Consider the following 26,645-nt stretch of genomic DNA (forward strand, 5'->3'; position numbering starts at 1 on the left):
AGTCCCGAAGCTTCAGGATAAAACCTGTTAGCTCTAAAAGAAAAATTTTATATATTGCCAAGCAAATAAAAAAATAAGAATAAATAATAAGCACTAAAGATGAGATTAGAAGATTTTGACAATGACGAGGATAAAATAATCCAAGACAGATTAAAGCAGAAAACGTGGAATGAAATAAGAACCAACGATTCTTGGGCCATTTTTAAAATTATGGCAGAGTTCGTAAACGGTTATGAAACAATGGGTCGAATTGGTCCGTGCGTTTCTATTTTTGGTTCAGCACGAACAAAACCTGAAGACCATTTCTATTTATTGGCAGAAAAAATTGCTTTTAAAATAAGTAAAGCTGGTTATGGCGTTATCACTGGTGGTGGTCCTGGAATCATGGAAGCTGGAAACAAAGGAGCCCATTTAGGTGGTGGAACTTCCGTTGGTTTAAACATCGAATTGCCTTTTGAGCAACATTTTAATCCTTATATCGACCGAGATAAAAACTTGAATTTTGATTATTTCTTCGTAAGAAAAGTGATGTTCGTTAAATATTCCCAAGGTTTTGTCGTGATGCCAGGAGGTTTCGGAACGCTTGACGAAATGTTTGAAGCCATTACTTTGATTCAAACGAAAAAAGTGGCAAAATTCCCTGTAATCCTCGTAGGACGTGACTTCTGGTCAGGTTTGATGGATTGGATCAAAGCCGTTTTGGTAGAGAAATATGCAAACGTTAGTCCGGGCGACCTTGATTTGATAAAGATTGTGGATACCGAGGAAGAAGTGGTTGAAGTATTGGATACTTTCTACAAGAAATACAATTTAAGCCCTAATTTCTAAAACCTTTAGGAAAACTTGTACGTATACGTTCACAAGGATGCAAGTTTTTGTTTTCTTTGTGAACGTTGTTTTTAAGAAACAAATAAGCAACCTATACAATAAATCGCATCTTATAGTGTTTACAATTGCTACTCAAATTTGAAAAAGAAATCATTGAAATATTTCCCTAGAATACTTTTTTGCCTTGCGTTGTTGGTTTCTACCAGTCAATATGCTCAACATCATTCCAAATTGGTGGTTGACATCAAACCTGAAGAAAAAACCGTACATGTGCAACAGGAATTGACGTTTTACAACCAAACCCATAAAATACTGACCACGGTTGTGTTGAACGATTGGAACAACGCCTATTCCTCCAAAACTACTCCGCTTGCCAAACGCTTTTCGGATGAATTTGTGCGAAGTTTTCATGTTGCAAGGGACGAAGAACGAGGAAGCACAAATAATGTATCAATTCAAGATGCAAATGGAAAAAAAGTGGAATGGGAAAGGATGTTTGAACAACCGGATCTGATTTTGGTTTCGTTGCCAGAAGCAGTTCATCCAAATCAGAAAATCATCTTAAAGCTCAATTATTCCATAAAACTTCCTAGTGACCGTTTTACAAATTATGGTTATGGGGAAAACGGAAAAATGTATCTCAAAAACTGGTTCCTCACTCCTGCCCGATTTGAAGATGGAAATTTCCTGAAATACAGCAACAACAACCTTGATGATATTGCCAATGCAGTTTCCGACTTTGATTTGACGGTTAAAGTTCCACAACAATTTGCAGTGATTTCCGATTTATCTTCTGTGAAAAATAATGAGAATACAAATTCAATTTATCAACTTTCTGGCAAAAACAGGATTGATTTCAGTATTTATGTAGAGCAAAATGACAACTTTCATAGTTTCAGAAAGTCAGATATTGAAGTGGTTACGAATTTAAAAAGCAACAATCTGGATGATGTTCGAAAGGCTTTACTTATAAGTCAGATGATGGATTTTGTAAAGGAAAACATTGGACCCTATCCTCACAAAAAACTGGTCATTTCCCAAGCAGATTATGAACGAAATCCATTTTATGGACTCAACCAATTGCCCTCTTTTTTGAGTCCGTTTCAAGATGATTTTTTGTTTGAGATAAAATTCATGAAGACCTATTTGAACAATTACCTCAAAACGAGTCTTCGGCTCGATCCAAGAAAAGACAATTGGATTTATGATGGAATGCAGATGTATTTGATGATGCGATACATCGACGAATTTTATCCCGAAAGCAAGATGATGGGAAGCATTTCCAAGTTTCGAATATTGAGAAACTACAACCTCACAAACTTGCCTTTCAACAACCAATACAGCTATTTTTATATGCTGATGGCAAGAAAAAATCTAGATCAGCCGATTGGAGATCCTAAAAACACCTTCATCAAATTCAACGAACAAATTGCAGGAAAATATAGAGCTGGATTGAGTTTTAAATACCTGGATCATTACCTGCAAAACGATATTGTTGACAAAAGTTTGAAGGAATTTTATCAAATCAACCTGCAGAAACAAACTACTCGTGAGGATTTTGAGCAGATTTTGAGAACAAATTCTCCAAAAGACATAGATTGGTTTTTTAATACAATCATCGATTCAAGGGAAATTGTAGATTATAAATTCAGTGACATTTCTAAAACACAAGACAGCGTTACTTTTACGATTAAAAACCGAACCAATACAACGGTTCCTATTCCGGTTTATGGCTTAAAAGGAAAAGAAATTGTTTTCAAAGAATGGTATGAAAACATCAGTACCGACAGCACTTTTACGGTTGAAAGAAAAGAGGCCGATAAAATTGTCATCAACTATAAAAATGAGGTTCCAGAATTCAATTTAAGGAACAATTGGAAATCTATGAAGCCCTTTTTTCCAAACAACAGGCCTTTTAAATTTGTGTTTATGAAGGATTTGGAAGATCCCTATTACAATCAAATTTTATATGTTCCAACCGCAACTTATAACCTCTATGACGGAATTTCTCCTGGAATTCGCTTCCATAACAAAACTATTTTAGACAAACCCTTTATTTTTGATATAAATCCAGCTTATTCTGCTAATACTCAATCACTAATTGGAAGTTTCTCTTTAGCCATTAACCAATTCAACCGAAAAAGTGAAGCTTTCAATAATCGGTATTCCATTAGCGGAAATTATTTTCATTATGCTCCAGATGCAACCTATCTGAAAATAAACCCAACAGCCGTTTTCCGCTTCCGCGAAAAGGACTTTCGAGACAACAGAAAACGTGGTTTGCTGATTCGGCAGGTTATGGTGAATCGACAAGAATCAAACTATGATTTGAGTTTTGATGAGAATAATCAAAATTATAGTGTTTTTAATGCAAAATACTCCGATAACAAAACCGAAATCACCAAGCATTTCAATCTTTCGACGGATTTACAATTGTCTAGCAAATTCGGGAAATCATCAGTAGAATTAGGCTATAGAAAATTATTTAATGACAATAGGCAAATCAACATTCGTTTTTTTGCAGGTGCTTTTTTATACAACACGACCGATTCAGATTTTTTTAGTTTTGCACTAGATCGACCTACTGATTATCTATTTGACTATAATTATTATGGTAGATCCGAAACCAGCGGACTTTTCAGCCAACAACTCATCATTGCCGAAGGTGGATTCAAATCAAAATTGGTAAATCCTTATGCAAATCAATGGATGGCAACAACCAATGCAAGTTTTAATATTTGGAATTGGGTCGAAATTTATGGGGATGCCGGGTTTATGAAAAACAAAAATCAAGGAGAACAATTTGTGTATGATAGTGGTGTCAGGTTGAATTTGGTAACAGATTATTTTGAGCTGTATTTCCCTGTGTATTCTAACAATGGATGGGAAATTGCCGATAACAATTATCAAGAAAAGATTAGGTTTATAGTTACTTTAAGTCCGAGTGTGTTGGTGAATTTGTTTACTAGAAAGTGGTTTTAAATCCAATTAAAAATTATGAATTTTTAATTGGATTAATTATTCCTTCACAATTATAAAAGAAGCTTTAAAACCTGTAGACATGTTCCATTCGCTTGAATAAAGCTGGACTCCTTTGTCCATAATTATAAAAGCACCCGTATTTGGGAAATATTGTCCTTCATTCAAAGCCACAAAATCGATCTTATTAAAACCAGCTATAAGTTTAATCTCTAAGGTTTTGAAATTTCCTTCCAGGAAAATATTATCCATCACCACTTTATCATTGAGTAAAACTTTCAACAAATCTCCATCAACTGCCTGGGGATCTCGGTAGAGCACTTTAATGCTTTCGGATTTGGTTTTAAAATCGCCAAAATATTGATCTCTTCTAAACATTTTGGCATCACCATTTCCTTCTGTATTCAAGCTATTATTCATTTTTTTTGTATAGCGATCGGCCGGATTTGCAAATTCTTCCTTCTTGAATTCAACCTTGCTCTTATCACTCCACAAATCCGGAACATCATTTTTAGGTTTTACATCAAAAATACTTGGTTTTTTTTCAGGACTAATATTCGGAAGATTGGGCGTTGGAGATGGCATAGCCGGAATAGCCCTAGGATTGCTAATTATATCTTGGGCCTTGGCTTCTATATTCAGAAAAACAGTAAGGAAAAGTAGAATGAAATATTTCATGATTTTTGTATGCAATTTTTCAATGGTTAAAAGTAAAAAATTAACGTGCTATTTAAGTTGATAGTATTGAAATTAACTAAAAATTATAATTTTAGTAAAATTAAATCTTATTTTTTCATTACGATTAACAATAACCGAGCCTTTTTTATTGATTAAAATTTATTGTATCAAGAAAATTCAAGCATTAATTATTGTTTCGTTAATATAAACTTCAATATATAATCATTATAATAATTCTTTGTAAAAAAATCATTTTACCGTTATAAATACTGATTATTTTCATTATAATTGTTTAAATATTATTTATTAAAAATTGCAAGATTGAAATAAGGTCATAAATTGCTACAAATCCTGCCCAATATACGTCACCATTTAAAAACAAAATAGCTAATATATGAAAGAAGAATACTTCAAGTGGTACTCACCAAATTTAAACCGTGAAATTGAAATGCTTGTTTTTGGGCATGCTGGATACCCGGTTATTTTATTCCCAACTTCAATGGGAAGCTATCACGAAAACAAGGACCAAGGACTTATTGAATCTGCAAGATGGTACATCGAACAAGGATTGATTCAGATTTTTTGTCCGGGAAGTATCGACAAGGATAGTTTCTACAACAAGAAGATTCATCCCGTTCATCGTATCCAAAACCACGTTTGGTACGATAAAATGATTTGTCATGAAATTGTAGAACGAGTTCGTCATAACACTGGCTCTGGAAAAGTAGTCGTTGCTGGTTGCAGTTTTGGAGGCTATCATGCCGCAAACTTTGCTTTTCGTCATCCCGGCTATGTGAGCCACATGTTTTCGATGAGTGGTGCTTTTGATATCAAAAGTTTTATGGACGGTTTTCACAACGAAGATGTGTTTTTCAATAGTCCCGAAGATTTTCTTTATGGCTTGAACGACCCAAATTTATGGCAAATGGACATCGTTCTGGGAACCTCAAATTGGGACATCTGTCTGGATGCCAACCTAAAAATGAGCAAGGTTCTAAGCAACAGAAGTATCGAGCATTGGCTGGACATCCGAAGAGACCAAAAACACGATTGGCCGGTTTGGAAAGAAATGTTTCCGCATTATCTATCACGAATTAAATTTTTCTAGCATAAATTTAAACTAAAACAAAACACAAAAATATTATGAAAAAAATTGGAATCTTATTTGGAATGGAAGACACCTTTCCGCAAGCATTTATAGACAGAGTAAACTCAAAAAACGAAAAAGGAATCATAGCAGAAGCCGTTTCTATTGACAAAGTAGTTCAAAACAAAGGTGGTGAATATGCCGTTATCATCGACAGGATTTCTCAAGATGTACCATTTTACCGTGCTTATCTTAAAAACGCGGCCTTGACCGGAACAAACGTTATCAACAATCCGTTTTGGTGGAGTGCCGATGATAAATTTTTCAACAACGCATTGGCAGATACTTTGGGAGTGCCGCTACCTAACACGGTAATCCTTCCTTCTGCAGAACATCCAACAGATACAACTGGAAAATCGTTCCGTAACTTGGCTTTCCCTTTAGATTGGGATGGAATATTTGATTATATCGGATTTCCAGCTTATATGAAACCGTATGCTGGTGGAGGTTGGAAAAATGTTTATCGCCTTGAAAACAAAGAAGAATTTTGGGAAAAACACCGCGAAACCGGACAATTGGTAATGCTTTTGCAGGAAGAAATTGTGTTTCAAGATTACTATCGTGTGTATTGCCTTGGCGGAAAAGCAGTTAGAATCATGCCATACGAACCAAGAAATCCGCATCATTTAAGATATGTAGTTGAAAATCCGAATACCGATAAAAAATTATTGGCAACTATAAAAGACTACACATTAAGACTTTGCAAAGGTTTGGGATATGATTTCAACACCGTAGAATTTGCCGTAAGAGATGGTATTCCTTATGCTATTGACTTCGGAAATCCTGCTCCAGATGCAGAACTGACTTCAGTTGGCCAAGAAAATTTTGACTGGGTTGTAGAAGAAGCTGCTAAAATGGCAATCGCTGCAGCAAAAAAACAAAAACCAGGCGAAATGAATTTGACTTGGGGAACTTTTATTAAAAATGCGGCAAAATAATATAAATTAGAAAAAAAATAGTTAGAAAATTGGAAAAACAATTCTTCCGATTTTCTAATTATCTAATGGACAAAACAAAATCATGACGAAAATAAATCATTCAATAAAATGGATTTTAATATTATTTTTTATCACAATTCTTAGCGGTTGCGAAAAGGAGATGGTTGATGAAATACCCTTAAATTCCAATAATTATGTAAGGTCTTTAGAAAAATTTACTGCCTTTGAAAGTAATAGTGGATTAGTAGATAAAATAGATTCTATTAATATAGAACTTTCAAATCGTGGAAATACCTATTCAGCAAGGTATGAAAACGAAAGTTTTGATTTAGATTTTGATACTGCCATTCATATTGAGAATTTGGATGGTAGCTATCATTCCTATACATTTACAATATATAATGATCAGGGAAATTATAACCTAAATAATATAGTACTTTCATCATTGCCTAACGGATCTTACGAAGCATTTATAGTAACTTACATCCTAACAGAAGCCGAAAGAGAATTGTTAGAAAATGGCACAGAAATTGACTTGTCAACTAAAACGATTATAGAGCCATTTAATATGAATCAAATATCTACTTCACAAAGATCGTCAGGCTCCTGTTATGAACTTGTTGCAGTAGAGATTGAAGAAGCCTGCACAATAGATGGCTGTTGGGATCCAGATTATACTAACATAAGGACTATTTACCTTTGGGCATACACATGTGGTAATGATGCGGGTGGTACTGGCACTGGTACTGGTACTGGTTCAGGAACAAGTGGCGGTGGAGGCGGAACAATTGCTACATTACCACTAATTCAAGCAGGAACTCCTTGCGGAAGTTTACAAGCAAAATCTAAAGACCCCGATTATAAAGCAAAGATGACTGAGCTAAAGCAAAAAGCTGCCACTCAAAATGTAGAATCCGGCTATGTAACCTACCAAAATGCTCCTAAATTTTCGTCAGAATTTCAAGGTACTGAAGAAGAAGATAATGGCAGTTATGTAGATATTCCTTTAGCCCCAAACCGAAACGATCAAAATGGATTTATACATTGCCATCTTGATGCAACTTCAAAAAGAAATTTTGCGGTTTTTAGCCTTTCAGATTTATTTAGCTTTGCAGCTCTAATCCAAAACTCAACAGCAAGTAATTGTACCTTGATGGTTACCAGTGCTAAAGGAACGTTTGCAATAGTAATTACCAATAAAACAGCCTTTATAAATACTTTAAATGCTTTGTATCCTTTTAAAAATATGATGGAAGATTCTTTTGAAAAAGTGTATGTAGATTATAAAAAGTCTAGTACCAAACAATTAGAGGGCTTTTTGAGATTTTTTAAAGAGACAGGAAATTCCAATTCTGGGTTTGAAGTATTCAGTTGTGATGAAAATTTTAGCAACTGGAAAAAAAGAGGATTAAACAATAATAATCAAATAACCGAGACACCATGTTAAATATAAATGACATAATACCAAAAGCAATTGTAACCATCGTTTTTTTATTTACAATTTCAATGCAAGCTCAATTTCCAATTTTAAGAACTGTATCATATTCTCAAACGCGATTGGTAAATTATTCTTACCAAAATGGAGATTATATAAAAGACACTTCCGACCAACTTAACTCGTATATAGGAACATGGAAATATTTTGGAACAAACAAAATATTAACTTTAAAATTGGTTAGAATTAATCAATTTTTCTCTAAAATAATTCCGACTAGTTCATACTATTATTATATAGATCAAATAGTATTAACCTACAAACTAGAAGACAATAACGGAAATATTATTTTTGATAATACGAATATTACACCTACAAATCAATTCGTGATTGGAAATGGAATAGGAAGCTACTTAAGCGGTAAAGAAGATGCCAACTATATTAACGGTATTTTTCAAGATTTTACAACCAATGTTTTAGTAAGTCGTTGCGAAATTTCTAAAGTAGCCACAGCAACAGGGCAACCCGAGAAGATATTTTTTAAATTATTTAAAAACCATTCAAGTTACATGAGTACTCCATCAAATTATCAACCTGGAGTAACACCTTTTTTTAGTGTTCCTAATAATATTGAGTTAATAAAGCAGTAGGAAAATATGAAGTTCTGAAAATTAGCAAAGTTGCGGGACGTTGATAATAGCCAAACTATTTAATAATTTAATATAATAAATTGAAAATTATGAGCACAAAAAATATGGTTTTCAAAAACTCAAACTATTTGATTTTACTTTTCTGTTTTCTTTCATTTTCAATATCGTTTTCTCAAATAGATAAAAGCAAAGAGGTAAATGACAAAAAGTTTAAAGGAACTACTTTGAGTTCACAAAAACAAGGAGATTACCTAGAAGAAAGTAAGTATTTAATAAAAACAAATGACACAATCACTTTTCTTTATAATAATGAAAACATTGCGAAAATTATATCAATAAAAAATGAAACAGAAGGTATAACTGACGATCAATTTCACTATTATGCAAATAAAATCAATCCTAAATTTAGTTTCCATTCAAAATTAAATAATAGAAATACCACCATATAATTTTAATGAAGAAAAAAAATAATAAACATTAAAATGTTCTCCGACAGCACAAAAAGTAAACTAATTGAAATAAAATTTGTTTCTGGACAAAAATTGATTCAAAAATTAATACCAAATTATCAATAAAAATATACTGCTAACAACGATAAATCCAAATCATATTAAAAAAATAAATGGATTACTTTTGATGGAGTCAGTATGACTTTAAGAATAAAGTCTCTCGACTGGATAAGGACTTTATTCTGCTTCAAAATACTAGAATTATGAAGACATTTTATAATGTAATAAAATAATACAACTATAACTAAAATTAAGATTTCTATATTCAATTAACAAAATCATGACGAAAAAATTACCAATATTCACTCTTGGAGTTGAAGAGGAATACCAAATTATAGACCCCGTAACAAGAGATTTACGTTCGCATCTTTCGAAAATTGTAGATGGTGCAAAAGTAATCCTGAACGAACAGGTTAAAGCCGAAATGCATCAATCGGTTGTAGAAGTTGGAACCAATATCTGCAAGAATGTAAAGGAAGCCCGACAAGAAATTACTTTCCTGAGGAAGAAAATTGTTGAACTGGCCGATAAGCAAGGGCTTCTAGTTGGTGGAGCCGGAACGCATCCTTTTTCGAGATGGCAGGACCAGGAGATTACAGACGATCCTCGTTATCATAATATTGTAAACGAATTGCAAGATGCCGCTCGTTCCAATTTGATTTTTGGAATGCACTGCCACGTCGGGATTGAAAACCGTGAAATTGGTTTGCAATTGATGAACCAAGCTTGTTATTTCTTGCCACATATTTTTGCACTTTCAACCAACTCCCCTTTTTGGGAAGGAAGACAAACGGGTTATAAATCTTTCAGAACCAAGGTTTTTGATAAATTCCCAAGAACTGGACTTCCAGAATATTTTGATTCTTTGCAATCGTATGACAACTTCTTGGATACCTTGGTGCAAACCAATTGCATTGACAATCCAAAGAAAATTTGGTGGGATTTGCGTTTGCATCCATTTTATGACACGATTGAATTCCGTATCTGCGACATGAGCTTGACAGTTGATGAAACAATGTGTATTGTAGCAATAATACAGGCTGTCGTTGCAAAACTGTATAAATTGACCATGGCAAACACTAGTTTCAATATTTATCGTTTGGCTTTGATAAAAGAAAATAAATTCCGTGCAGCACGTTATGGAATCAGAGGCAATATGATTGATTTTGGTTTGAAAAAAGAAGTGCCAACCTGTGAATTGATTCTCGAATTGCTTGAATTTATTGATGATGTGGTGGATGAATTGGGAAGCCGAGACGAAATCAATTATGTACACAACATTTTGAGAGATGGAACCGGTGCCGCAAAACAATTGGCAATTTTCGAGCAAACAGGCGATTTGACAAAAGTGGTTGATTTTATCACAAGCGAATTCACAAAAGGATTATAATTTAAAGTGATTTTTAAACGTAATTTTTATCTTTGCAGTTAATTTACAATCAGTTAAACTAAATATAATGAGTGATAATTCAATCAAAATTGCAATTCTTGACATGTATGATGGAGAACCAAATCAAGGAATGCGTTGTATCATCGATATTATAAACCGATTCAATCAAGTAGTTACTTTTAAAGTTTTTGATGTTCGAGGAAAATCAGAATTGCCGGATATTAAGAAATTTGATATTTTTATTTCAACCGGGGGTCCCGGAAATCCTTTGGAAGGCGACGGAAATTGGGATTTAAAATACTACGATTTTATTGATGCCTTAACTCTTTGGAACAAGGAAAACAACATCAAAAAACACGTTCTTTTTATTTGTCACTCCTTTCAAATGGCTTGTAAACATTTTGGCTTGGCCGAAATTACAAAACGAAACGACACTTCTTTTGGTGTAATGACGATTCATAAAACAAAAGAAGGGGCAAATGATCCCGTTTTTGAAGGTCTTGCTGATCCTTTCTATGGAATCGATTCCCGTGATTATCAAGTGATTCAACCAAAGCTGGCTATTTTTGCTAAAAAAGGAGCTAAAATTATCTCTTTGGAAAAAATCCGCGATCACGTTCAATATGAAAGAGCGATTATGGCGGTTCGTTTTTCAGAATATATGGTGGGAACTCAGTTTCATCCTGAAGCCGATCCGATCAGTTTTGTTGCCAATATGAAAAATAACGAGCGACGAGAGAAAATCAAGAAAATGAAAGGCAAGCGAAAGTTTAGAAACATGCTGGAAGATTTGCTTGACGAGGACAAGATTTACAAAACCAATGAAACCTTGATTCCGAATTTCCTTCGAATTGCTATTAATGATTTGATGCGAACGAAGAAGATTTTATCGAATTAAGTATAACTTATTTTCATAGAAAAACTGCCACGAATTCACAAATTTTCATTTTGAGTTTGTGGCATTCTTTATTTCCAACTAACCAAAAAACCAAAGATGATTCCAAAATACAGACAACTTTTCAACGATAGTTTTACTCCCGAAAAATACCAAGAGTTTCAAGACGACATTGCATCTGACTTTGATTACTTGCCAACTTTCAGAATGGCCGAAACGCCTTTTTTTATTTCGAATGAATTGAAGCAACAACTTCTTGATGGCTGTCAAGATGTGATAGATTTGATTCAAAAAGATAACTTCAAAGAGCTAACCAACAAATCTCTAGAACTTAACAGTAAAGTTCCAAATGAAGATGAACATACTACTTTTCTAGCCATTGATTTTGGTATTTGTGAAGAAGATGGAAAGGTTATTCCAAAGCTGATTGAAGTGCAAGGATTTCCTTCTTTGTTCAACTATCAATATGTTTTGTATGATAAATTCAAGGCACATTATCCTTTTTTGGAAGAACTAACGCCTTTTATAAACGACATTTCTCCAGAAGAATATTTGAAGATTATTGAGCAAGCGATTTGCAACAATCATCCAAAGGAAAATGTAATCCTTTTGGAAATTGAACCTGAAAAGCAAAACACCAAGATTGATTTTTACTATTGCAAAAGAGACATCGGAATTCCGATTGTTTGTGTGACAGAATTGATTAAAAAAGGGAAAAAATTATACTATAAAAATGAGGCTGGAGCCGAAATTGAAGTAAAACGAATTTACAACCGTGTCATTTTTGACGAGTTGGAATTGCGAAAAGACTTGAAAATGGAGTTCAGTTTTTCGGATGATTTGGAGGTGGAATGGGCCGGACATCCGAATTGGTTTTTCAGAATCAGTAAATTCATTCTACCATTCTTGAAAGGAAAATATTTTATTGAAACTACTTTGTTGAGTGATTTAAAAGAAATCCCAGAAGATTTAGAGAATTATGTCTTGAAACCTTTGTTTTCGTTTTCGGGAAGCGGTGTGATTTTTCATGTCAAGAAAGAAGATATCGAAGCGGTGACAGAAAAAGAATTGTATATTTTGCAAAAGAAAGTCAACTATATTCCTATCGTGCAATCGCCTGATGGAAAGGTAAAAGCCGAAGTTCGAGTGCTTTGTGTTTGGCGAAAAGAAGACAAGGCTCCTACTCTATTGTGCAACTTGGTTCGTTTGAGCCGTGGTGAAATGATTGGAGTGAAATTCAATAAGGATAAGGATTGGGTTGGTGGAACTTTGGGGTTGTTTGAGAGGGAATAGCTTATGGATTTGAATTATAAATTAAAAGAAAATTATTATTTACAATTGCAATTGTATTTTGCAAAGGATGATGGTAGGGTAAGGAAACAGATCATAAGAGGTACTTTTGTATGGTTTATCATACTTTCTGTATTTTCTATTTTTGCATTCAGAGGCTTTGATAATCCTTTTAGCTATTTTTTTCCACTAGCAGCTCTACTTTCTTTAATCTTTTCTCCTTATCGAATAAAAGAAAGTATTTTTAAAAATTACCAAGAAGCTGTTAAAGTATATAAAAATGAATTTGGCAAAGATGTAAATTTAAAAATTGATGATGTTTATATTTATCTAGTAGATATTGACAAAGAAGTGAAATTCAAAATTGAAACGGTTGAAACAATAATTGAAACGGGTAAGTTTTATTATATTAAACTTCAAACAAATTCTATTTTTATTCCTAAAGATGAATTAGAAGATGTTAACCAAATAAAAGAAGAACTACTAATTTTATCCCAAAAATTAAACGTAAACTATAAATCAGATTTGGATTGGAAATGGTAATCTAAATCTTTTACCAGACGATTATTCCAATCCCTAAAGTTTCCACCAGCGAAGCTAGCCCCGACAGTAGCGGAAACCCCGGAATCCTGAAAGCTATTTTTTCTTGGCCAAAAAGAGCGACCAACGGAAGCTCCTTTTTGGACATTAGAAAAAAAGCTTTCAGGATGAGGAGTTGCAGCGGATGGCGGGATTAGCTCCTCAAAAAAAACCTAAACCTCCACTATTCTACACATTACAAATATTAAACCTATCTTTGCAACCTCTTTGTGCTTAATTCAGAGCACTTGAAAGCATTTATTTATATGTTATTTGAAGATTTATCACTTTCCAAAAGTATACAAAAAGCGGTTCACGAATTAGGATATTTGGAACCAACACCTATACAGCAACAGGCTATTCCGCTGGTTTTAGAAGGCAGGGATTTAGTGGGTTGTGCTCAAACCGGAACCGGAAAAACGGCAGCATTTGCCATTCCAATCATACACCAATTGCACAGAATTGTAGGTTCTACCAAAAAAGCGAAGCAAATTCGTTGTTTGGTGGTAACACCTACAAGGGAATTGGCAGTACAGATTGGGCAAAATTTTGATTCCTACGGGAAATATACCAACTTGACACAATTGACCATTTTTGGAGGTGTTTCACAAGTTCCGCAAGTGGATGTTTTACGCAAAGGCGTTGACATTTTAGTAGCAACTCCAGGACGTTTATTGGATCTGCACAAGCAAGGTTATATTGATTTGGACCATTTGCATACATTAGTTTTAGACGAAGCCGACCAGATGTTGGATATGGGTTTTGTGAATGATGTAAAGAAGATTGTGAAGCTTACGCCAAACAACCGCCAGACCTTACTATTTTCTGCAACAATGCCAATTGCAATTCGTGAACTGGCTGAAATGTTTCTGAAAGATCCTGCAACGGTTTCCGTTTCGCCTGTTTCTTCAACTGCAGAAAACGTGGAGCAACGTGTTTATTTTGTAGATAAGACTGAAAAACGAAATTTATTATACCATTTGATTCGAAATGAAAAATTGACCGATTTACTGGTTTTTTCTAGAACAAAACATGGTGCTGATAACGTAGTGAAAGCATTGCGTAAGCACGGTGTCGCTGCTGAAGCTATCCACGGAGACAAATCGCAAAGTGCCAGACAACGCGTTCTGGATGCTTTTAAAGCGAAAGAAGTGGGCGTTTTGGTTGCAACCGATATTGCAGCTCGTGGTATCGACATCGATCAATTGCCTTTTGTAATCAACTTTGATTTGCCAAATATTCCTGAGACGTATGTTCACCGAATTGGTAGGACGGGTCGTGCTGGAAATGGCGGAATTGCAATTTCATTTTGCAGCAAGGACGAACATCCTTATTGGAAAGACATCCAAAAATTAATCAAAGTTGATGTTCAGACGATTACCGACCATCCTTATCCTTGGCATGCTGGAAGCCCTGAAGCTGAAGCTACTCCACAGAAAAATTCAAATAGAAGTGGTGATGCTCACAAATCTAGAAAATCGGCGGGTTCTAAACAGAATAAGAAACGCTGGTATTAATAATTTTAGAGTTTAGATTTTAGATTAAAAAAAAGCCTGAAGCGAATAATCGCTTCAGGCTTTTTCAGTTTTTGGACTAATAATTATTTTGTCTTGAAATTTACTTTGACGATTTTATTTTTTCCTGCAGCAATTGCGGTTGAATCGTTCATAAATCTTATGGTGTATAAATCCTTATCGGTAGAAAATTGTTTCCAGTTTTCGCCTGAATCGGAGGAATATTGCAAACCTGAAGCTCCAACTGTAACCAATTGTTTTCCGTTGCTATTTGGAACATATTGAACACATGAAGCGTAGCCAAATCCTTTTTTCTCGGCAATTAAATTCCACGTCTTTCCACCATCATTTGTAAATGCTTTGTTTCCGAAGTTCTGATTTGGCTTTTCATAATTTCCTCCAGCAATGAATCCGTTTTGGGAATCGTAGAAATCGGCTGTGAAAATTCCGGTCATTGCTTCGCCTTGCACGATTGGCGTGTTGAATACTTTCCATGAATTTCCTTTATCGGCTGAATAAAATACTCTTGCTTTTTTTCCTCCAGAAACCATCCAAGTGTCATTTCCTTTGATGATTAAGTTGGTATTGCTTGCGGCAAAAACGGCTTCTCCCTCTTCTACTTTTGGCAAAGTATTGCATGGAAGTTTTTTCCAGGTTGTTCCTCCATCTCTTGTGACTATTACAGAAAGGCAATCAGCTGTTGGATCGCCCATGGCAATTCCTTCCTGATCGTTCCAGAATTGCATACTGTCATAAAACACTTTTTCATGTTTTTCCTGATAGACCAATTTGATTTCAGAGCCGTCTTTTGAAATTCGGTATAAAAGTGCTGGATTTCCAACATTGAGAATAAAAATATGTGAGGAAGTTTTGGCAATACTTCTAAACTCAAGTTTCAAAGTATCTTTAGCAACATGACCGTTGAAGTCTTTTTCGCTGTTCAAATCGAAATAACCGTACTTTCCGTTGTTTCCGGCATACCAAATTTTCCCAGAATCAATGGAAATGGCTCTTATTGAAATGCTGTCGGTTAAAATCTTATCAACAGTTGCGGAAACAAATGGAATTGCTTCATTTTCAATTACTTTAGTTTCTTTTTTCTTGCAAGAGATTATCAATGAGAAACTTAAGAGTATAAAAACTATTTTTTTCATAGATGGAATTTTAGAGTTGCAAACTTACTTTTTTTAAATGGATGATCTAAAAGCTTCTGCAAAATATATGCTTGTGTTAAAATGTTAATTTTATCCGAAATTTAATTAATTTTGCACCCTTAATACCATTTTATGAGTGCTTCGCATAAGAGTCATTTGAGTAAATTATCTTTAGCAGGATTACTGATTACTTTAGGAATAATTTACGGTGACATCGGTACTTCTCCGTTGTATGTAATGAAGGCAATTATTGGAAATCTTCCAATAAATGCAGACATTGTCTTAGGAGGAATTTCATGTGTTTTCTGGACCTTAACACTTCAAACCACAATTAAATATGTAATTATTACTCTAAATGCCGACAATAATGGCGAAGGTGGAATTTTTGCTTTGTATGCATTAGTAAGAAGGACAAAAGTCAAATGGCTAATTGTTCCTGCCGTAATTGGTGGAAGTGCTTTGTTGGCCGATGGAATTATCACTCCTCCAATTTCTGTTTCGTCTGCCGTTGAAGGTTTACGAACGTTTTATCCTGAAATAAATACGGTTCCCATCGTAATTGGAATTCTATTTGTTTTGTTTTTCATTCAACAATTTGGAACCAATTTGGTAGGCAAATTTTTCGCACCAATGATGCTTATTTGGTTTGGAATGTTGGGAACCCTTGGAGTCATTCAAATTTACTATCATGCAGATGTTTTAAGAGCTTTGAATCCATATTATGCCTATCATTTGTTATCCCTACATCCCGAAGGTTTTTACATTCTGGGTGCCGTTTTTTTATGTACAACTGGTGCCGAAGCTTTGTATTCTGACATGGGGCATTGTGGCAGAAAGAACATTCGCGTAAGCTGGATTTTTGTAAAAACTACATTGGTCTTAAACTATTTCGGACAAGGTGCCTATTTGATTCATCATGAAGGCGAAACCTTGAAAAGTCTTGGCGGATCTAACGGAAATCCTTTTTATTTGATTATGGCCGATTGGTTTCAGCCTATCGGAATCACAATTGCAACACTTGCAGCGGTTATTGCTTCTCAAGCTTTGATTAGTGGTTCTTTTACCTTGATTAACGAAGCAATGCGATTGAATTTCTGGCCAAAAGTAAGAATCAAATATCCTACTGAATTAAAAGGGCAACTCTACATTCCATCAATAAATTGGTTGTTATTTGTTGGTTGCGTATTGATTGTTTTACGCTTCAAAGAATCAAGTAATATGGAAGCTGCTTACGGATTGGCCATCGTGCTTTGCATGATTATGACCACTTGTTTGCTCAATTATTATTTAATTATGAAAAGGGTAAAATGGTATTTCATCACGCCAATTATCTCGATTTATGCTTTGATTGAATTGAGCTTTTTTGTGGCCAATATCAAAAAGTTTTCGCATGGAGGTTATGTAACTTTGATCATTGCAATTGCTTTGATTCTGATCATGGCAACTTGGTATAGGGCTAAAAAAATCAGCAAGGCTTATACTAAAATGGTCAAGATTGACAATTACAAGAAAGTCCTTGGCGAATTGAGTAGCGATTTATCTATTCCTAAATATGCAACTCATTTGGTTTACATGACCAACTCCGGAAGATTGGATGAAATTGAAGAAAAAGTATTGTATTCAATTTTGCAAAAACGTCCCAAACGAGCCGACTTATATTGGTTTATCCACGTTAACATCTTGAACGAACCTTATAAAACAGAATATAAAGTAACCGAATTAATCAAAGATGATTTGATTAGAATTGATTTCAATTTAGGTTTTAGAGAACCTACAAAAATCAACATCATGTTTAAGGAAGTGGTGAAAGACATGGTAAAAAATGGCGAAGTTGATATTACAAGCCGTTACGAATCATTAAACCGAAATAACATCATTGGTGATTTTAAATTTGTACTTTCAGAGAAATTCCTTTCCAATGACAGCGACATGTTGTGGCACGAAAAATTAGTCATGAACACCTATTTCTTGATCAAGAAATTAAGCCTATCCGAAGAAAAAGCCTTTGGATTGGACAGTAGCTCGGTGAAAATTGAAAAATTCCCGATGGTATTGCATCCGCCGGAAAGGATTTGCATGAAAAGAGTTGAATAAAATAAAATGCCACTGATTGATTTAGTGGCATTTTATTTTTTTGCATTATTCGGACATTCATCATTTTAAACTAACTTTACAAAATTCAAAAAAGTATTTGTTTTAATGATCAATATTCTCGACATATCCCAACTTCAAAATCAAGAAAACGAAAAAGATTTCTACGTAAACAATCTTCGGGAACACATCCTTCAGAATAAAAGCAAGATTACAAAACCGCACAAACACAATTCTTATCTGTGTATTTTATTTACAAAAGGAATTGGAACTCATGAAATTGATTTTAATACCTATGAAGTAAAACCCGGAAATATATTCGTTATTTCTCCCGGAAAAACACATCATTGGGAACTTTCAGATGATGTTGATGGTTTTATCTTCACTCATACCAAAGATTTTTATGATTTGCATTATTCACACAACAGCATTTCTAATTTCCCTTTCTTTCAATCGGTTCAAAATAGCCCGTTGATTGAATTGGAAGAAAATCCGGTTACAGAAATAGTTGCTTTATTTGAGTCGATGCTGTCGGAATATCAAAACAAAAATATACTGAAGCATCAGGTTCTGGTGAGTTATTCGGATATAATATATGCCAAACTTTCTAGGATTTATCTGAATGATGAAACGGAGCAAATTGTCAATCATAGCTTGTATGCACAAAAATTCAATGAATTGGAAAACCTCATCGAGGAACATTTTAGTGTTGAAAAATCGCCTTCAAAATATGCCTCGATGATGAACATCACCCCCAAACACCTCAACAGGATTACGCAAAGTGTTATCGGAAAAACGACTTCGGAAGTTATTTTGGATCGGATAATATTAGAAGCAAAAAGGATAATGCTTCACACCGGCAAAAGTTTCTCTGAAATTGCAATTGGTCTTGGCTATGAAGATTATGCTTATTTTTCAAGGCTTTTCAAACAAAAAACAGGTCTCACTCCTTCCCAATTCTTGAAATCTTACCAATGATTTAGTTAATTAAATATTAAAATAAAATTCGTGGCACAGATGTTGGAATTACGGTTATAAGAAAAAAAACCAAAAACTTTTAACCAATAAATTTCCACATTATGAAAACCAAGATACTCACCCTAGCCCTGTTTGCTTTCTTATTTGCAAACGAAACCAATGCACAAGATGTGACAACTGTTAATGCCAAAAATTCTGACATTAGTGATAATTTAGATTTGAGAGCTGTTGCTTCAATCTTTGGAGATTCGGAAAATTTGGAGGATTTTGAAAGAAGATTGAACGATCCAAAAAACCAAATATCAAACCTTGACTTGAACAACGACCGTCAGGTAGATTATTTGAGAGTTGTAGAATCTGTTGAAAGAAACACCCACTTGATTGTGCTTCAAGCAGTTTTGGATCGAGATCTATTTCAGGATGTTGCTACAATTGAAGTAGAAAGAGACAACAACAATAATGTTCAAGTTCAGGTAGTTGGAGATGTTTATATGTACGGAAGCAACTATATCTATGAGCCAATTTATGTAAACAGACCCGTTATTTATAACGTGTTTTGGGTAAATTCTTACCGTCCTTACTATTCTCCATACTATTGGAATTATTATCCAGGATATTATTATGGATGGGCTCCTTATCCGATTTACAGATATAGAAACAACGTGAACATTCATATTCACAACTATAATACTTACAATTATGTAAATGTTAGAAGAAGCGAAAGAGCAATTGCAATGCACCAAACAAGACGTGCTAATGGATATGAAAGACAAAACCCAAACAGTTCATTTACAAGACGAAACAACAACGTAAGCAACAGACATGAGTTGGTTCAAACACGAAATGCAAGCGAGACCAGAACCAACAATGGCGTTAGAAATGCTAACACATCAACTGTAACTCGTAGTAATTCTGTTGAAGCGACTAGAACCAACACCGTTAGAACAAACACTAAACCTGCACAAGCTAAAACTGAAACTGGAAACGTGAGAAGCAATAATGCTGTGAGAAGTAATAATGCTGTTAGAAGCACCACTCCTACTCAAGTTAAAACGGAAACGAAAACGGTTAGGGCCACAACCACTACTCCAACGAGAAGTCAGACGGTGCAGCCGGTTCAAAATACAAGAAGCAACAGTGCTCAAAAAGTAACTACCGAAAGGGTAAACACCACCAGAACTACCGCTCCAGCTGTGAGAACAACGGCACCAACGGTTCAGCCACAAAGAAGCACTCCTGCAAGAACTCAAAACGTGAGTCAGCCACAAAGAACCCAAAAAGCAGAAAGTGGAAACACTAGAAGCAACGGAGGTCCAAGCGTTGGAAGAGCTTCAAGAGGATAATCGAAAATAGAATTTTTAAATGCCCGAAAGAGATTTCGGGTATTTTTTTGTTAAAAAAACTAAAAATAAAAGGAGATTATCTGTTTAAAGAATTTACCTTTAGGAGGATAATTGAAAATGAAATAATTAAATATAATACATTAATTATCAAATTTTTACAAACACAAAACCTATCCATTTCCTGATGAAATTTTTAAAGTTAATACGTTTTCAGAATTTATTGATGATTGCCTTGATGCAATTTATATTCAAATATGGCTTTCTGGACCAGCAAAATATTCCACTTGCGTTAAACGATTGGCAGTATTTCTTGTTGGTTTTCACAACAGTTTTGCTTGCAGGAGCCGGATACCTGATCAATAATATTTTTGATAAGGAAACTGATTTTATCAACAAACCAAATGAAGTTGTAGTTGGAAAATACATCTCTGAAGATAAAGCCTTTAATTTATATATCGCATTGAACATCATTGGTGTTGGAACTGGATTCTATCTGGCCAATGTCATCGAAAAACCCGCATTTGCATTGGTTTTTATCTTGGTTTCTGCTGTTTTATATCTTTATGCATCAAGCCTAAAACAGAGTTTGTTGATTGGGAACATAATTGTTGCAATCCTAACATCGTTTGCGGTAATCATCATTGGTATTTTTAATCTATATCCTTTGATAACTCCAGAAAATCAAGCATTTTTAGGATTGATTTTCAGAGTGCTTCTGGATTATGCCATCTTCGCCTTCATCATTAATTTCATCCGAGAAATTGTGAAAGACCTTGAAGATGTTAACGGAGATTATAACCAAGGAATGAACACTTTGCCTATTGCACTTGGCGTTACTAGAACCGCAAGGCTTGTTTTCTTGATCAGTTTTATTCCGATTGTAATCCTTCTTTACTACATCAATGAATATTATTTTATCAATGGATTATACATCGCTACAATTTACTGCTTGTTACTAATTGTAGCACCACTCATTTATTTTACCGTAAAAAGTGCTTCGGCAAAAAACAAAGAAGATTTTCATCATTTGAGTTTGGTACTTAAATTTGTATTGCTTTTCGGTATTCTATCGGCCTTAGTTGTTAACCTAAATATTCAATTGAATGCTTAAAGATAAATTCAAAAACCATAAAATCATTCTCGCTTCGGGTTCGCCAAGAAGACAGCAATTTCTGAAAGATTTGGATCTGGATTTCGAAATCCGATTGAAAGACGTTGAAGAGATTTATCCTGAAGGTTTGGAAGCAGAAGAAATCACCAATTTCCTAGCCGAATTGAAAGCCAATGCTTTTGAAGGCGAATTGCAAGAAAATGATATTTTAATTACAAGCGACACAATCGTTTGGTTTGATGAAAAGGCTTTAGGAAAACCAAAGGATTACAACGATGCTTTCCAGATATTGAAATCACTTTCAAACAATACACACGATGTGATTACTTCGGTTTGCATCAAAACTACTGAAAACACAGATGTTTTTTATGAATTGACGAAAGTTACCTTCAATGAATTATCTGAAGATGCGATTCATTATTACCTTGAAAATTATAAACCTTATGACAAAGCTGGAGCTTATGGCATTCAGGAATGGATTGGCTTTATTGGAGTTTCAAAGGTTGAAGGTTCGTATGCAAACGTAATGGGATTGCCGGTTGATAAGGTTTATAATTATCTAAATAGTTTATAAAAAATGATGTCATTTATCAATCAATATTTTGTTGAAATAATTTCTACAGGAATCTTAATCATTTTAGCATTAATATTGCGTGTTGGAAGTACAAAACTTGTTCGAAAATATGCCAAGACAAGCGAAATATTAGAACACAGGACGAACCTAATCATCAAATACATAAGTGTATTTCTGACTGTCATGTTCTTTACTTCTCTTTTTATAATTTGGGGTGTAGAAACCAATGATTTGTTCATGACGGTTTCATCCGTATTGACAGTTATTGGTGTTGCGTTATTTGCCCAATGGTCTATTTTGAGCAACATCACTTCCGGAATTATTTTATTGTTTTCCTTTCCTTTCAAAATTGGCGACACCATCAAGATTCACGACAAGGATTTCCCTATCGAAGCAGAAATCGAAGACATCAATACGTTTCATACCCTGCTCAAAACCAGTGATGGCGAAATGATTACCTATCCGAATACTTTGTTGCTTCAAAAAGGTATTTCCATCATCAAAAATAATTCTTTTGATGACAAAGAATTTACAGATTAATTTTACTAAAAACGTGTAAATTATATAACATATTTACCAATTTATGTAACGTGTTATCGTAGCATTAATATAATATTTGCTAAACCTTAAGTACCCTAACTTATATAGCTAAATTATATGAATGAAATCTACAAATTTCCTTTCTATGCTAAACTGGCATTTGTTTTATTGAGTTTAATTTCTATCTTTTTTATTTTCTATATAGGACAAGGAATTATCATTCCAATATTAATGGCCATCTTGTTTTCTATACTCTTGAGGCCAATAATGTTGTTCCTCAAATCAAAACTCCGATTTCCTCATATTCTCGCAGTCATAGTTTCGGTATTATTATTTGTAATGTTCATTGTTGGCATAATAACATTTCTATCCTGGCAAATTAGCGATTTTGTCAGCGATTGGGACAAGATCCAAACCAACATAAAAATTCATATTGCCAACATCCAGATGTATGTGAGGGATCATTTCAACATCAGTACAAAAGAACAGGAAGAATACATCAATTCAGCCACATCGGATTCTTTAAAATCAGGCAAGGAAATGCTTGGTTCCACCTTGATGTCATTTACAGATACTTTATTCAATCTGGCATTGGTTCCAATCTATATGTTCCTGCTTCTTTTATACAGAACACATTTTATAAAATTCATGTGTAAATTATTCAAACCTCAACACCACGAAAAACTACAGAATATTTTGGGCAATGTTAAAGTAGCTGTAAAAAGTTATCTTGTTGGTTTAACCATCCAGCTCATTAGTGTCGCAACTTTAACCAGCATCGGATTGTCTATTGTTGGAGTGAAATATGCCATTTTGCTTGGTGTAATTACAGGAATTCTGAACCTTATTCCTTATGTAGGAATTATGTTTGCCTACGTCATCAGCATCTTTGCTTCACTCACAGGTTCTCCCGATTTGTCATTGGTTATTGGTGTTTTAGTCGTGAATGCTGTTGTTCAATTTATCGATAACAACATTCTTGTGCCAATGGTGGTGAGTTCAAAAGTAGAAATCAATGCTTTTGTTTCTATTGTAGGAATCATCATTGGAGGTTCTTTGGCCGGAGTTGCCGGAATGTTTTTGGCAATTCCATTGATTGCTATCTTGAAAGTAATATTCGACAGGATTGAAGGATTGCAGGCTTGGGGCTATCTGATGGGAGATGATTTACCCAAGACTTACGAGTGGCGACACATAAGGCTTCCGCTTTATAACTTTGAAAATGCAACCGATACCATCAATGTAAATCAAGAAGAAGTATCCAAGACCATTTTCACAGAAACCACTACTGGTCCAGATACCAAAAATGAATAAAATCACCAAAAATTAATCTTTAAAATATCTACACTTCAAATGAAAAAACCGATTACAAAGATTAAAACATACGCTAGGAAAAAAACAGAAGACATTACCGATGTAACCATAAACAGAAAAAACAGCTTGCAAAAGTTTCTGATTAATGTTGCCGATGTGTTCATGTTTGTTACCAACGTATTCAAAAACACCTTCTCGCTTGGGTTTGAATTCAGGGAGTTCTTCAAGCAGTGTTTTCAAATTGGAAACAAATCATTAGGATTGATTTCCGTTACAGGACTCATCATCGGATTGGTTCTTACAATCCAAGCACGACCAGTTTTGGTTGATTTTGGAGCCGTTACAATGCTTCCGGGAATGGTTACCATTTCCATCATCAGAGAAATGGGTCCCGTAATTACAGCCCTGATTTGTGCAGGAAAAATTGGTTCGAGCATGGGTGCAGAAATTGGTTCCATGCGAGTTACCGAACAAATTGACGCCATGGAAGTTTCATCGGCAAATCCTATAAAATTCCTTATCGTTCCAAGGGTTCTTGCCGCAACATTAATGCTACCGATATTGGTTTTATATGCAGATGCATTAGGAATTTTGGGCGGTTGGCTGGCAGCGAATATCAAAGGCGATGTGAGCTTTGTCTTGTTCATCACCCAAGCTTTTGGAGATGTAGAATTTGGCGATTTGTTTCCGGCCGTCATCAAGACCTTTTTCTTCGGAACCGTGATTGGTTTTGTTGGATGCTATAAAGGATTTAATGCAGGAAGAGGAACCGAAAGCGTTGGAATTGCGGCCAATTCTGCCGTAGTGATGTCTTCCCTACTGGTAATTATTGTCGATTTAATTGCGGTTCAAATAACTGATATTATATGATAGAAGCAACTACAAATACCGAAAACGTAATCGAAATCAAAGACCTCCGTATTGGATTTGGTGAGATGCAAGTACTGGATGGATTGACACTTGAACTTCGCAAGGGCGAAAACCTTGTTGTTCTTGGAAAATCGGGTACTGGAAAATCTGTACTCATAAAATGCATTGTTCGTTTGCTTAAAGCAGATTCAGGAATGATCAATATTATGGGCGATGAAGTAAACGGAATGAAATACAAGGAACTGGAAGACGTTCGACGAAAAATTGGATTCCTTTTCCAGAGTGGTGCCTTGTATGATTCGATGACGGTGCGTCAAAATCTTGAATTTCCGCTAAAGCGTATGAAAGAAAAGATTTCGGATGAAGAAATTCAAAACAAAATCAAGGAAGCACTTGAAAATGTTGGTCTTCCAGATGCCATAGACAAGATGCCATCGGAACTTTCAGGAGGTATGCGAAAAAGGATCAGTTTGGCAAGAACCATCATCGTAGATCCTGCCATTATGCTCTATGACGAACCAACAACAGGATTAGACCCCGTTACCTCACACGAAATAAGTCTGCTGATAAATGATATTCAGAAAAAATATAAAACCTCTTCTATCATCATCACACACGATATAGAATGTGCCCGAACAGTAGCCAACAGATTGATCATGTTGCAGAAAGGAAAAGTTTATAAGGAAGGTAAACTGGAAGAGTTTGAAAACACCGACGACGAATTGATCAATTCTTACTTCCAAAGTCAAAATAGTAGAAACCCAAAAGAAATATAAAACATGGAAACGCAAAGCAACAATTTTAAAGTACGTCTGGGATTATTCATAATCGTAGGGATTGTACTTTTTTTCCTGGCAATTTTTGTCATCGGAAAACAAAAAAATCTATTCGACCCTGTGATTAAGGTGACTGCCGATTTCAGAAACGTTAGTGGACTCCAAGTTGGAAACACGGTTCGTTTCTCTGGAATCAACGTCGGTACGGTTGACAATATCCGAATCATCAACGACTCGATGGTAAAAGTAGATATGCTCATCAAGAAAGATGTTCAAAGATTCATCAAATCGGATAGTGAAGCTGGAATTGGATCCGAAGGAATTATTGGCGATAAAGTGGTTGTGCTGTCGCAAGGAAACCCAAATTCTAAAATTGTGAAAGACGGTCAAAGGATTGCATCGACCGAACCTGTAGAAACCGATGCCATCATCCAAAGCTTGCAAGTAACCTCTGAAAATGCCGCCATTGCATCGAACGAAATTGCCGAAATCCTAATGAAGATCAACCGTGGTGATGGAACTTTAGGAAAACTGATCAACGACAAAAGCATGGCAAACGAAATTGACCAAACCATCAGCAACTTAAAAAGCAGTACAAAAGGTTTGGATGAAAACATGGAAGCTGCCAAAAGTAATTTCCTTTTGAGAGGTTACTTCAAGAAAAAAGAAAAAGAAGAAGCCAAGAAGAAAAAGGAAGCCGAAGAAAAAGCAGAAAAAGCTAAAAAAGAAGCAGAAAAGGCAAAAGAGAAAGCAGAAAAGGCTGCAGAAAAAGAAGCCAAGAAAAACAAATAAAAATTGCATTGAAAATTAAAAGCTACATTCAAACCGGATGTAGCTTTTTTGCTTTAAGTGTTTATTGTTTTAGTAGGTCATTATCTTTTTAAATAAATTATTTTTCATAAAACCTCTGGAATAGTTCCAATGCTATAAATTCCGCCAAAGAATACGTTGGAACAGTTCCGATGCCCTAATTTCTGCCGAACAGTATATTGGAACAATTCCAATGCCATAAATTCTACCGAACACTATGTTGGAACTGTTCCAGTGCTTTAAATTCTGCCG

24 protein-coding genes are annotated in these 26,645 nt (G+C 34.8%); 22 read left to right on the forward strand and 2 right to left on the reverse strand.

The genetic code is table 11. The annotated features are described in order from the left end of the window. Positions 1-99: 99 nt before the first annotated feature. Complete coding sequence (locus J2X31_RS12590; RefSeq protein ID WP_310027157.1) at positions 100-828, forward strand: LOG family protein; 729 nt, start codon at positions 100-102, stop codon at positions 826-828. 231 nt (positions 829-1,059) lie between these two features. Next, complete coding sequence (locus tag J2X31_RS12595) at positions 1,060-3,810, forward strand: gluzincin family metallopeptidase (RefSeq protein ID WP_445351664.1); 2,751 nt, start codon at positions 1,060-1,062, stop codon at positions 3,808-3,810. Positions 3,811-3,846: 36 nt separating this feature from the next. Here J2X31_RS12595 and J2X31_RS12600 read toward each other — a convergent pair whose 3' ends face one another. Beyond that, positions 3,847-4,485 carry a hypothetical protein gene (locus J2X31_RS12600; protein WP_310027159.1) on the reverse strand — a complete coding sequence of 213 codons (639 nt, stop codon included), beginning with the start codon at positions 4,483-4,485 and terminating at the stop codon, positions 3,847-3,849. A 394-nt stretch (positions 4,486-4,879) separates the two neighbouring features. Here J2X31_RS12600 and J2X31_RS12605 point away from each other — a divergent pair, with 394 nt between their 5' ends. From J2X31_RS12605 to J2X31_RS12650, 10 genes are all read left to right on the forward strand, one after another. After that, positions 4,880-5,593, forward strand: coding sequence for an esterase family protein (locus tag J2X31_RS12605; protein ID WP_310027161.1), 714 nt, complete (start codon positions 4,880-4,882; stop codon positions 5,591-5,593). A 35-nt stretch (positions 5,594-5,628) separates the two neighbouring features. Further along, complete coding sequence (locus tag J2X31_RS12610; RefSeq protein ID WP_310027162.1) at positions 5,629-6,570, forward strand: ATP-grasp domain-containing protein; 942 nt, start codon at positions 5,629-5,631, stop codon at positions 6,568-6,570. 82 nt (positions 6,571-6,652) lie between these two features. Next, positions 6,653-8,017, forward strand: coding sequence for a hypothetical protein (locus J2X31_RS12615; protein WP_310027164.1), 1,365 nt, complete (start codon positions 6,653-6,655; stop codon positions 8,015-8,017). Further along, positions 8,011-8,655, forward strand: a complete 645-nt coding sequence (locus tag J2X31_RS12620) for a DUF6705 family protein (protein ID WP_310027165.1) — start codon at positions 8,011-8,013, stop codon at positions 8,653-8,655. The genes J2X31_RS12615 and J2X31_RS12620 overlap by 7 nt, the downstream gene beginning before the upstream one ends. Positions 8,656-8,744: 89 nt before the next feature. Continuing rightward, positions 8,745-9,104, forward strand: coding sequence for a hypothetical protein (locus tag J2X31_RS12625; protein ID WP_310027166.1), 360 nt, complete (start codon positions 8,745-8,747; stop codon positions 9,102-9,104). Positions 9,105-9,444: 340 nt separating this feature from the next. Beyond that, positions 9,445-10,554 (forward strand): carboxylate-amine ligase, encoded by a 1,110-nt coding sequence (locus J2X31_RS12630; protein WP_310027168.1) that lies wholly within the window; start codon positions 9,445-9,447, stop codon positions 10,552-10,554. Between the two features lie 67 nt (positions 10,555-10,621). Further along, the gene (locus J2X31_RS12635; RefSeq protein WP_310027169.1) at positions 10,622-11,452 is read left to right on the forward strand and encodes a type 1 glutamine amidotransferase; all 831 of its coding nucleotides are present in this window, start codon (positions 10,622-10,624) and stop codon (positions 11,450-11,452) included. A 96-nt stretch (positions 11,453-11,548) separates the two neighbouring features. Continuing rightward, entirely contained in the window at positions 11,549-12,742 is a 1,194-nt protein-coding gene (locus J2X31_RS12640) for an ATP-grasp domain-containing protein (protein WP_310027170.1), read from the forward strand. Between the two features lie 3 nt (positions 12,743-12,745). After that, positions 12,746-13,282: a hypothetical protein gene (locus J2X31_RS12645; protein WP_310027171.1), complete on the forward strand. Its 537-nt coding sequence runs from the start codon at positions 12,746-12,748 to the stop codon at positions 13,280-13,282. Between the two features lie 302 nt (positions 13,283-13,584). Beyond that, entirely contained in the window at positions 13,585-14,835 is a 1,251-nt protein-coding gene (locus tag J2X31_RS12650) for a DEAD/DEAH box helicase (RefSeq protein WP_310027245.1), read from the forward strand. A gap of 83 nt (positions 14,836-14,918) precedes the next feature. Here J2X31_RS12650 and J2X31_RS12655 read toward each other — a convergent pair whose 3' ends face one another. After that, positions 14,919-15,986, reverse strand: coding sequence for a WD40/YVTN/BNR-like repeat-containing protein (locus J2X31_RS12655; RefSeq protein ID WP_310027173.1), 1,068 nt, complete (start codon positions 15,984-15,986; stop codon positions 14,919-14,921). Positions 15,987-16,118: 132 nt separating this feature from the next. Here J2X31_RS12655 and J2X31_RS12660 point away from each other — a divergent pair, with 132 nt between their 5' ends. The 10 genes from J2X31_RS12660 (at position 16,119) to J2X31_RS12705 (ending at position 26,375) form a co-directional block, all read left to right on the forward strand. After that, a complete protein-coding gene (locus J2X31_RS12660; RefSeq protein ID WP_310027174.1) occupies positions 16,119-18,080 on the forward strand; it encodes a KUP/HAK/KT family potassium transporter in 1,962 nt (653 codons plus the stop codon). A gap of 105 nt (positions 18,081-18,185) precedes the next feature. Next, entirely contained in the window at positions 18,186-19,055 is an 870-nt protein-coding gene (locus tag J2X31_RS12665; protein WP_310027176.1) for a helix-turn-helix domain-containing protein, read from the forward strand. 101 nt (positions 19,056-19,156) lie between these two features. Beyond that, a complete protein-coding gene (locus J2X31_RS12670) occupies positions 19,157-20,398 on the forward strand; it encodes a hypothetical protein (RefSeq protein ID WP_310027178.1) in 1,242 nt (413 codons plus the stop codon). 184 nt (positions 20,399-20,582) lie between these two features. Next, entirely contained in the window at positions 20,583-21,509 is a 927-nt protein-coding gene (locus J2X31_RS12675) for a geranylgeranylglycerol-phosphate geranylgeranyltransferase (RefSeq protein ID WP_310027181.1), read from the forward strand. Next, complete coding sequence (locus tag J2X31_RS12680; RefSeq protein WP_310027182.1) at positions 21,502-22,083, forward strand: Maf-like protein; 582 nt, start codon at positions 21,502-21,504, stop codon at positions 22,081-22,083. Before J2X31_RS12675 ends, J2X31_RS12680 begins: the two co-directional genes overlap by 8 nt. Before the next feature lie 6 nt (positions 22,084-22,089). Further along, the gene (locus J2X31_RS12685) at positions 22,090-22,623 is read left to right on the forward strand and encodes a mechanosensitive ion channel domain-containing protein (protein ID WP_310027246.1); all 534 of its coding nucleotides are present in this window, start codon (positions 22,090-22,092) and stop codon (positions 22,621-22,623) included. 117 nt (positions 22,624-22,740) lie between these two features. Further along, a complete protein-coding gene (locus tag J2X31_RS12690; RefSeq protein ID WP_310027183.1) occupies positions 22,741-23,937 on the forward strand; it encodes an AI-2E family transporter in 1,197 nt (398 codons plus the stop codon). Positions 23,938-23,976: 39 nt separating this feature from the next. Next, a complete protein-coding gene (locus J2X31_RS12695; protein ID WP_310027185.1) occupies positions 23,977-24,807 on the forward strand; it encodes an MlaE family ABC transporter permease in 831 nt (276 codons plus the stop codon). Continuing rightward, on the forward strand, positions 24,804-25,583 hold the full coding sequence (locus tag J2X31_RS12700) for an ABC transporter ATP-binding protein (protein WP_310027186.1): 780 nt from the start codon (positions 24,804-24,806) through the stop codon (positions 25,581-25,583). The genes J2X31_RS12695 and J2X31_RS12700 overlap by 4 nt, the downstream gene beginning before the upstream one ends. A 3-nt stretch (positions 25,584-25,586) precedes the next feature. Beyond that, positions 25,587-26,375: an MlaD family protein gene (locus tag J2X31_RS12705; RefSeq protein WP_310027187.1), complete on the forward strand. Its 789-nt coding sequence runs from the start codon at positions 25,587-25,589 to the stop codon at positions 26,373-26,375. Positions 26,376-26,645 lie beyond the last annotated feature (270 nt).

This window comes from Flavobacterium arsenatis (genome assembly GCF_031456785.1).
GTDB lineage: Bacteria > Bacteroidota > Bacteroidia > Flavobacteriales > Flavobacteriaceae > Flavobacterium > Flavobacterium arsenatis.

Coding starts and splice junctions, on each gene's coding strand:
- J2X31_RS12680 (WP_310027182.1), top strand. CDS start 21,502: ATGCTTAAAGATAAATTCAAAAACCATAAAATCATTCTCGCTTCGGGT.
- J2X31_RS12660 (WP_310027174.1), top strand. CDS start 16,119: ATGAGTGCTTCGCATAAGAGTCATTTGAGTAAATTATCTTTAGCAGGA.
- J2X31_RS12640 (WP_310027170.1), top strand. CDS start 11,549: ATGATTCCAAAATACAGACAACTTTTCAACGATAGTTTTACTCCCGAA.
- J2X31_RS12625 (WP_310027166.1), top strand. CDS start 8,745: ATGAGCACAAAAAATATGGTTTTCAAAAACTCAAACTATTTGATTTTA.
- J2X31_RS12675 (WP_310027181.1), top strand. CDS start 20,583: ATGAAATTTTTAAAGTTAATACGTTTTCAGAATTTATTGATGATTGCC.
- J2X31_RS12650 (WP_310027245.1), top strand. CDS start 13,585: ATGTTATTTGAAGATTTATCACTTTCCAAAAGTATACAAAAAGCGGTT.
- J2X31_RS12645 (WP_310027171.1), top strand. CDS start 12,746: ATGGATTTGAATTATAAATTAAAAGAAAATTATTATTTACAATTGCAA.
- J2X31_RS12700 (WP_310027186.1), top strand. CDS start 24,804: ATGATAGAAGCAACTACAAATACCGAAAACGTAATCGAAATCAAAGAC.
- J2X31_RS12705 (WP_310027187.1), top strand. CDS start 25,587: ATGGAAACGCAAAGCAACAATTTTAAAGTACGTCTGGGATTATTCATA.
- J2X31_RS12630 (WP_310027168.1), top strand. CDS start 9,445: ATGACGAAAAAATTACCAATATTCACTCTTGGAGTTGAAGAGGAATAC.
- J2X31_RS12670 (WP_310027178.1), top strand. CDS start 19,157: ATGAAAACCAAGATACTCACCCTAGCCCTGTTTGCTTTCTTATTTGCA.
- J2X31_RS12635 (WP_310027169.1), top strand. CDS start 10,622: ATGAGTGATAATTCAATCAAAATTGCAATTCTTGACATGTATGATGGA.
- J2X31_RS12685 (WP_310027246.1), top strand. CDS start 22,090: ATGTCATTTATCAATCAATATTTTGTTGAAATAATTTCTACAGGAATC.
- J2X31_RS12695 (WP_310027185.1), top strand. CDS start 23,977: ATGAAAAAACCGATTACAAAGATTAAAACATACGCTAGGAAAAAAACA.
- J2X31_RS12690 (WP_310027183.1), top strand. CDS start 22,741: ATGAATGAAATCTACAAATTTCCTTTCTATGCTAAACTGGCATTTGTT.
- J2X31_RS12615 (WP_310027164.1), top strand. CDS start 6,653: ATGACGAAAATAAATCATTCAATAAAATGGATTTTAATATTATTTTTT.
- J2X31_RS12655 (WP_310027173.1), bottom strand. CDS start 15,986: ATGAAAAAAATAGTTTTTATACTCTTAAGTTTCTCATTGATAATCTCT.
- J2X31_RS12665 (WP_310027176.1), top strand. CDS start 18,186: ATGATCAATATTCTCGACATATCCCAACTTCAAAATCAAGAAAACGAA.
- J2X31_RS12590 (WP_310027157.1), top strand. CDS start 100: ATGAGATTAGAAGATTTTGACAATGACGAGGATAAAATAATCCAAGAC.
- J2X31_RS12600 (WP_310027159.1), bottom strand. CDS start 4,485: ATGAAATATTTCATTCTACTTTTCCTTACTGTTTTTCTGAATATAGAA.
- J2X31_RS12610 (WP_310027162.1), top strand. CDS start 5,629: ATGAAAAAAATTGGAATCTTATTTGGAATGGAAGACACCTTTCCGCAA.
- J2X31_RS12605 (WP_310027161.1), top strand. CDS start 4,880: ATGAAAGAAGAATACTTCAAGTGGTACTCACCAAATTTAAACCGTGAA.
- J2X31_RS12620 (WP_310027165.1), top strand. CDS start 8,011: ATGTTAAATATAAATGACATAATACCAAAAGCAATTGTAACCATCGTT.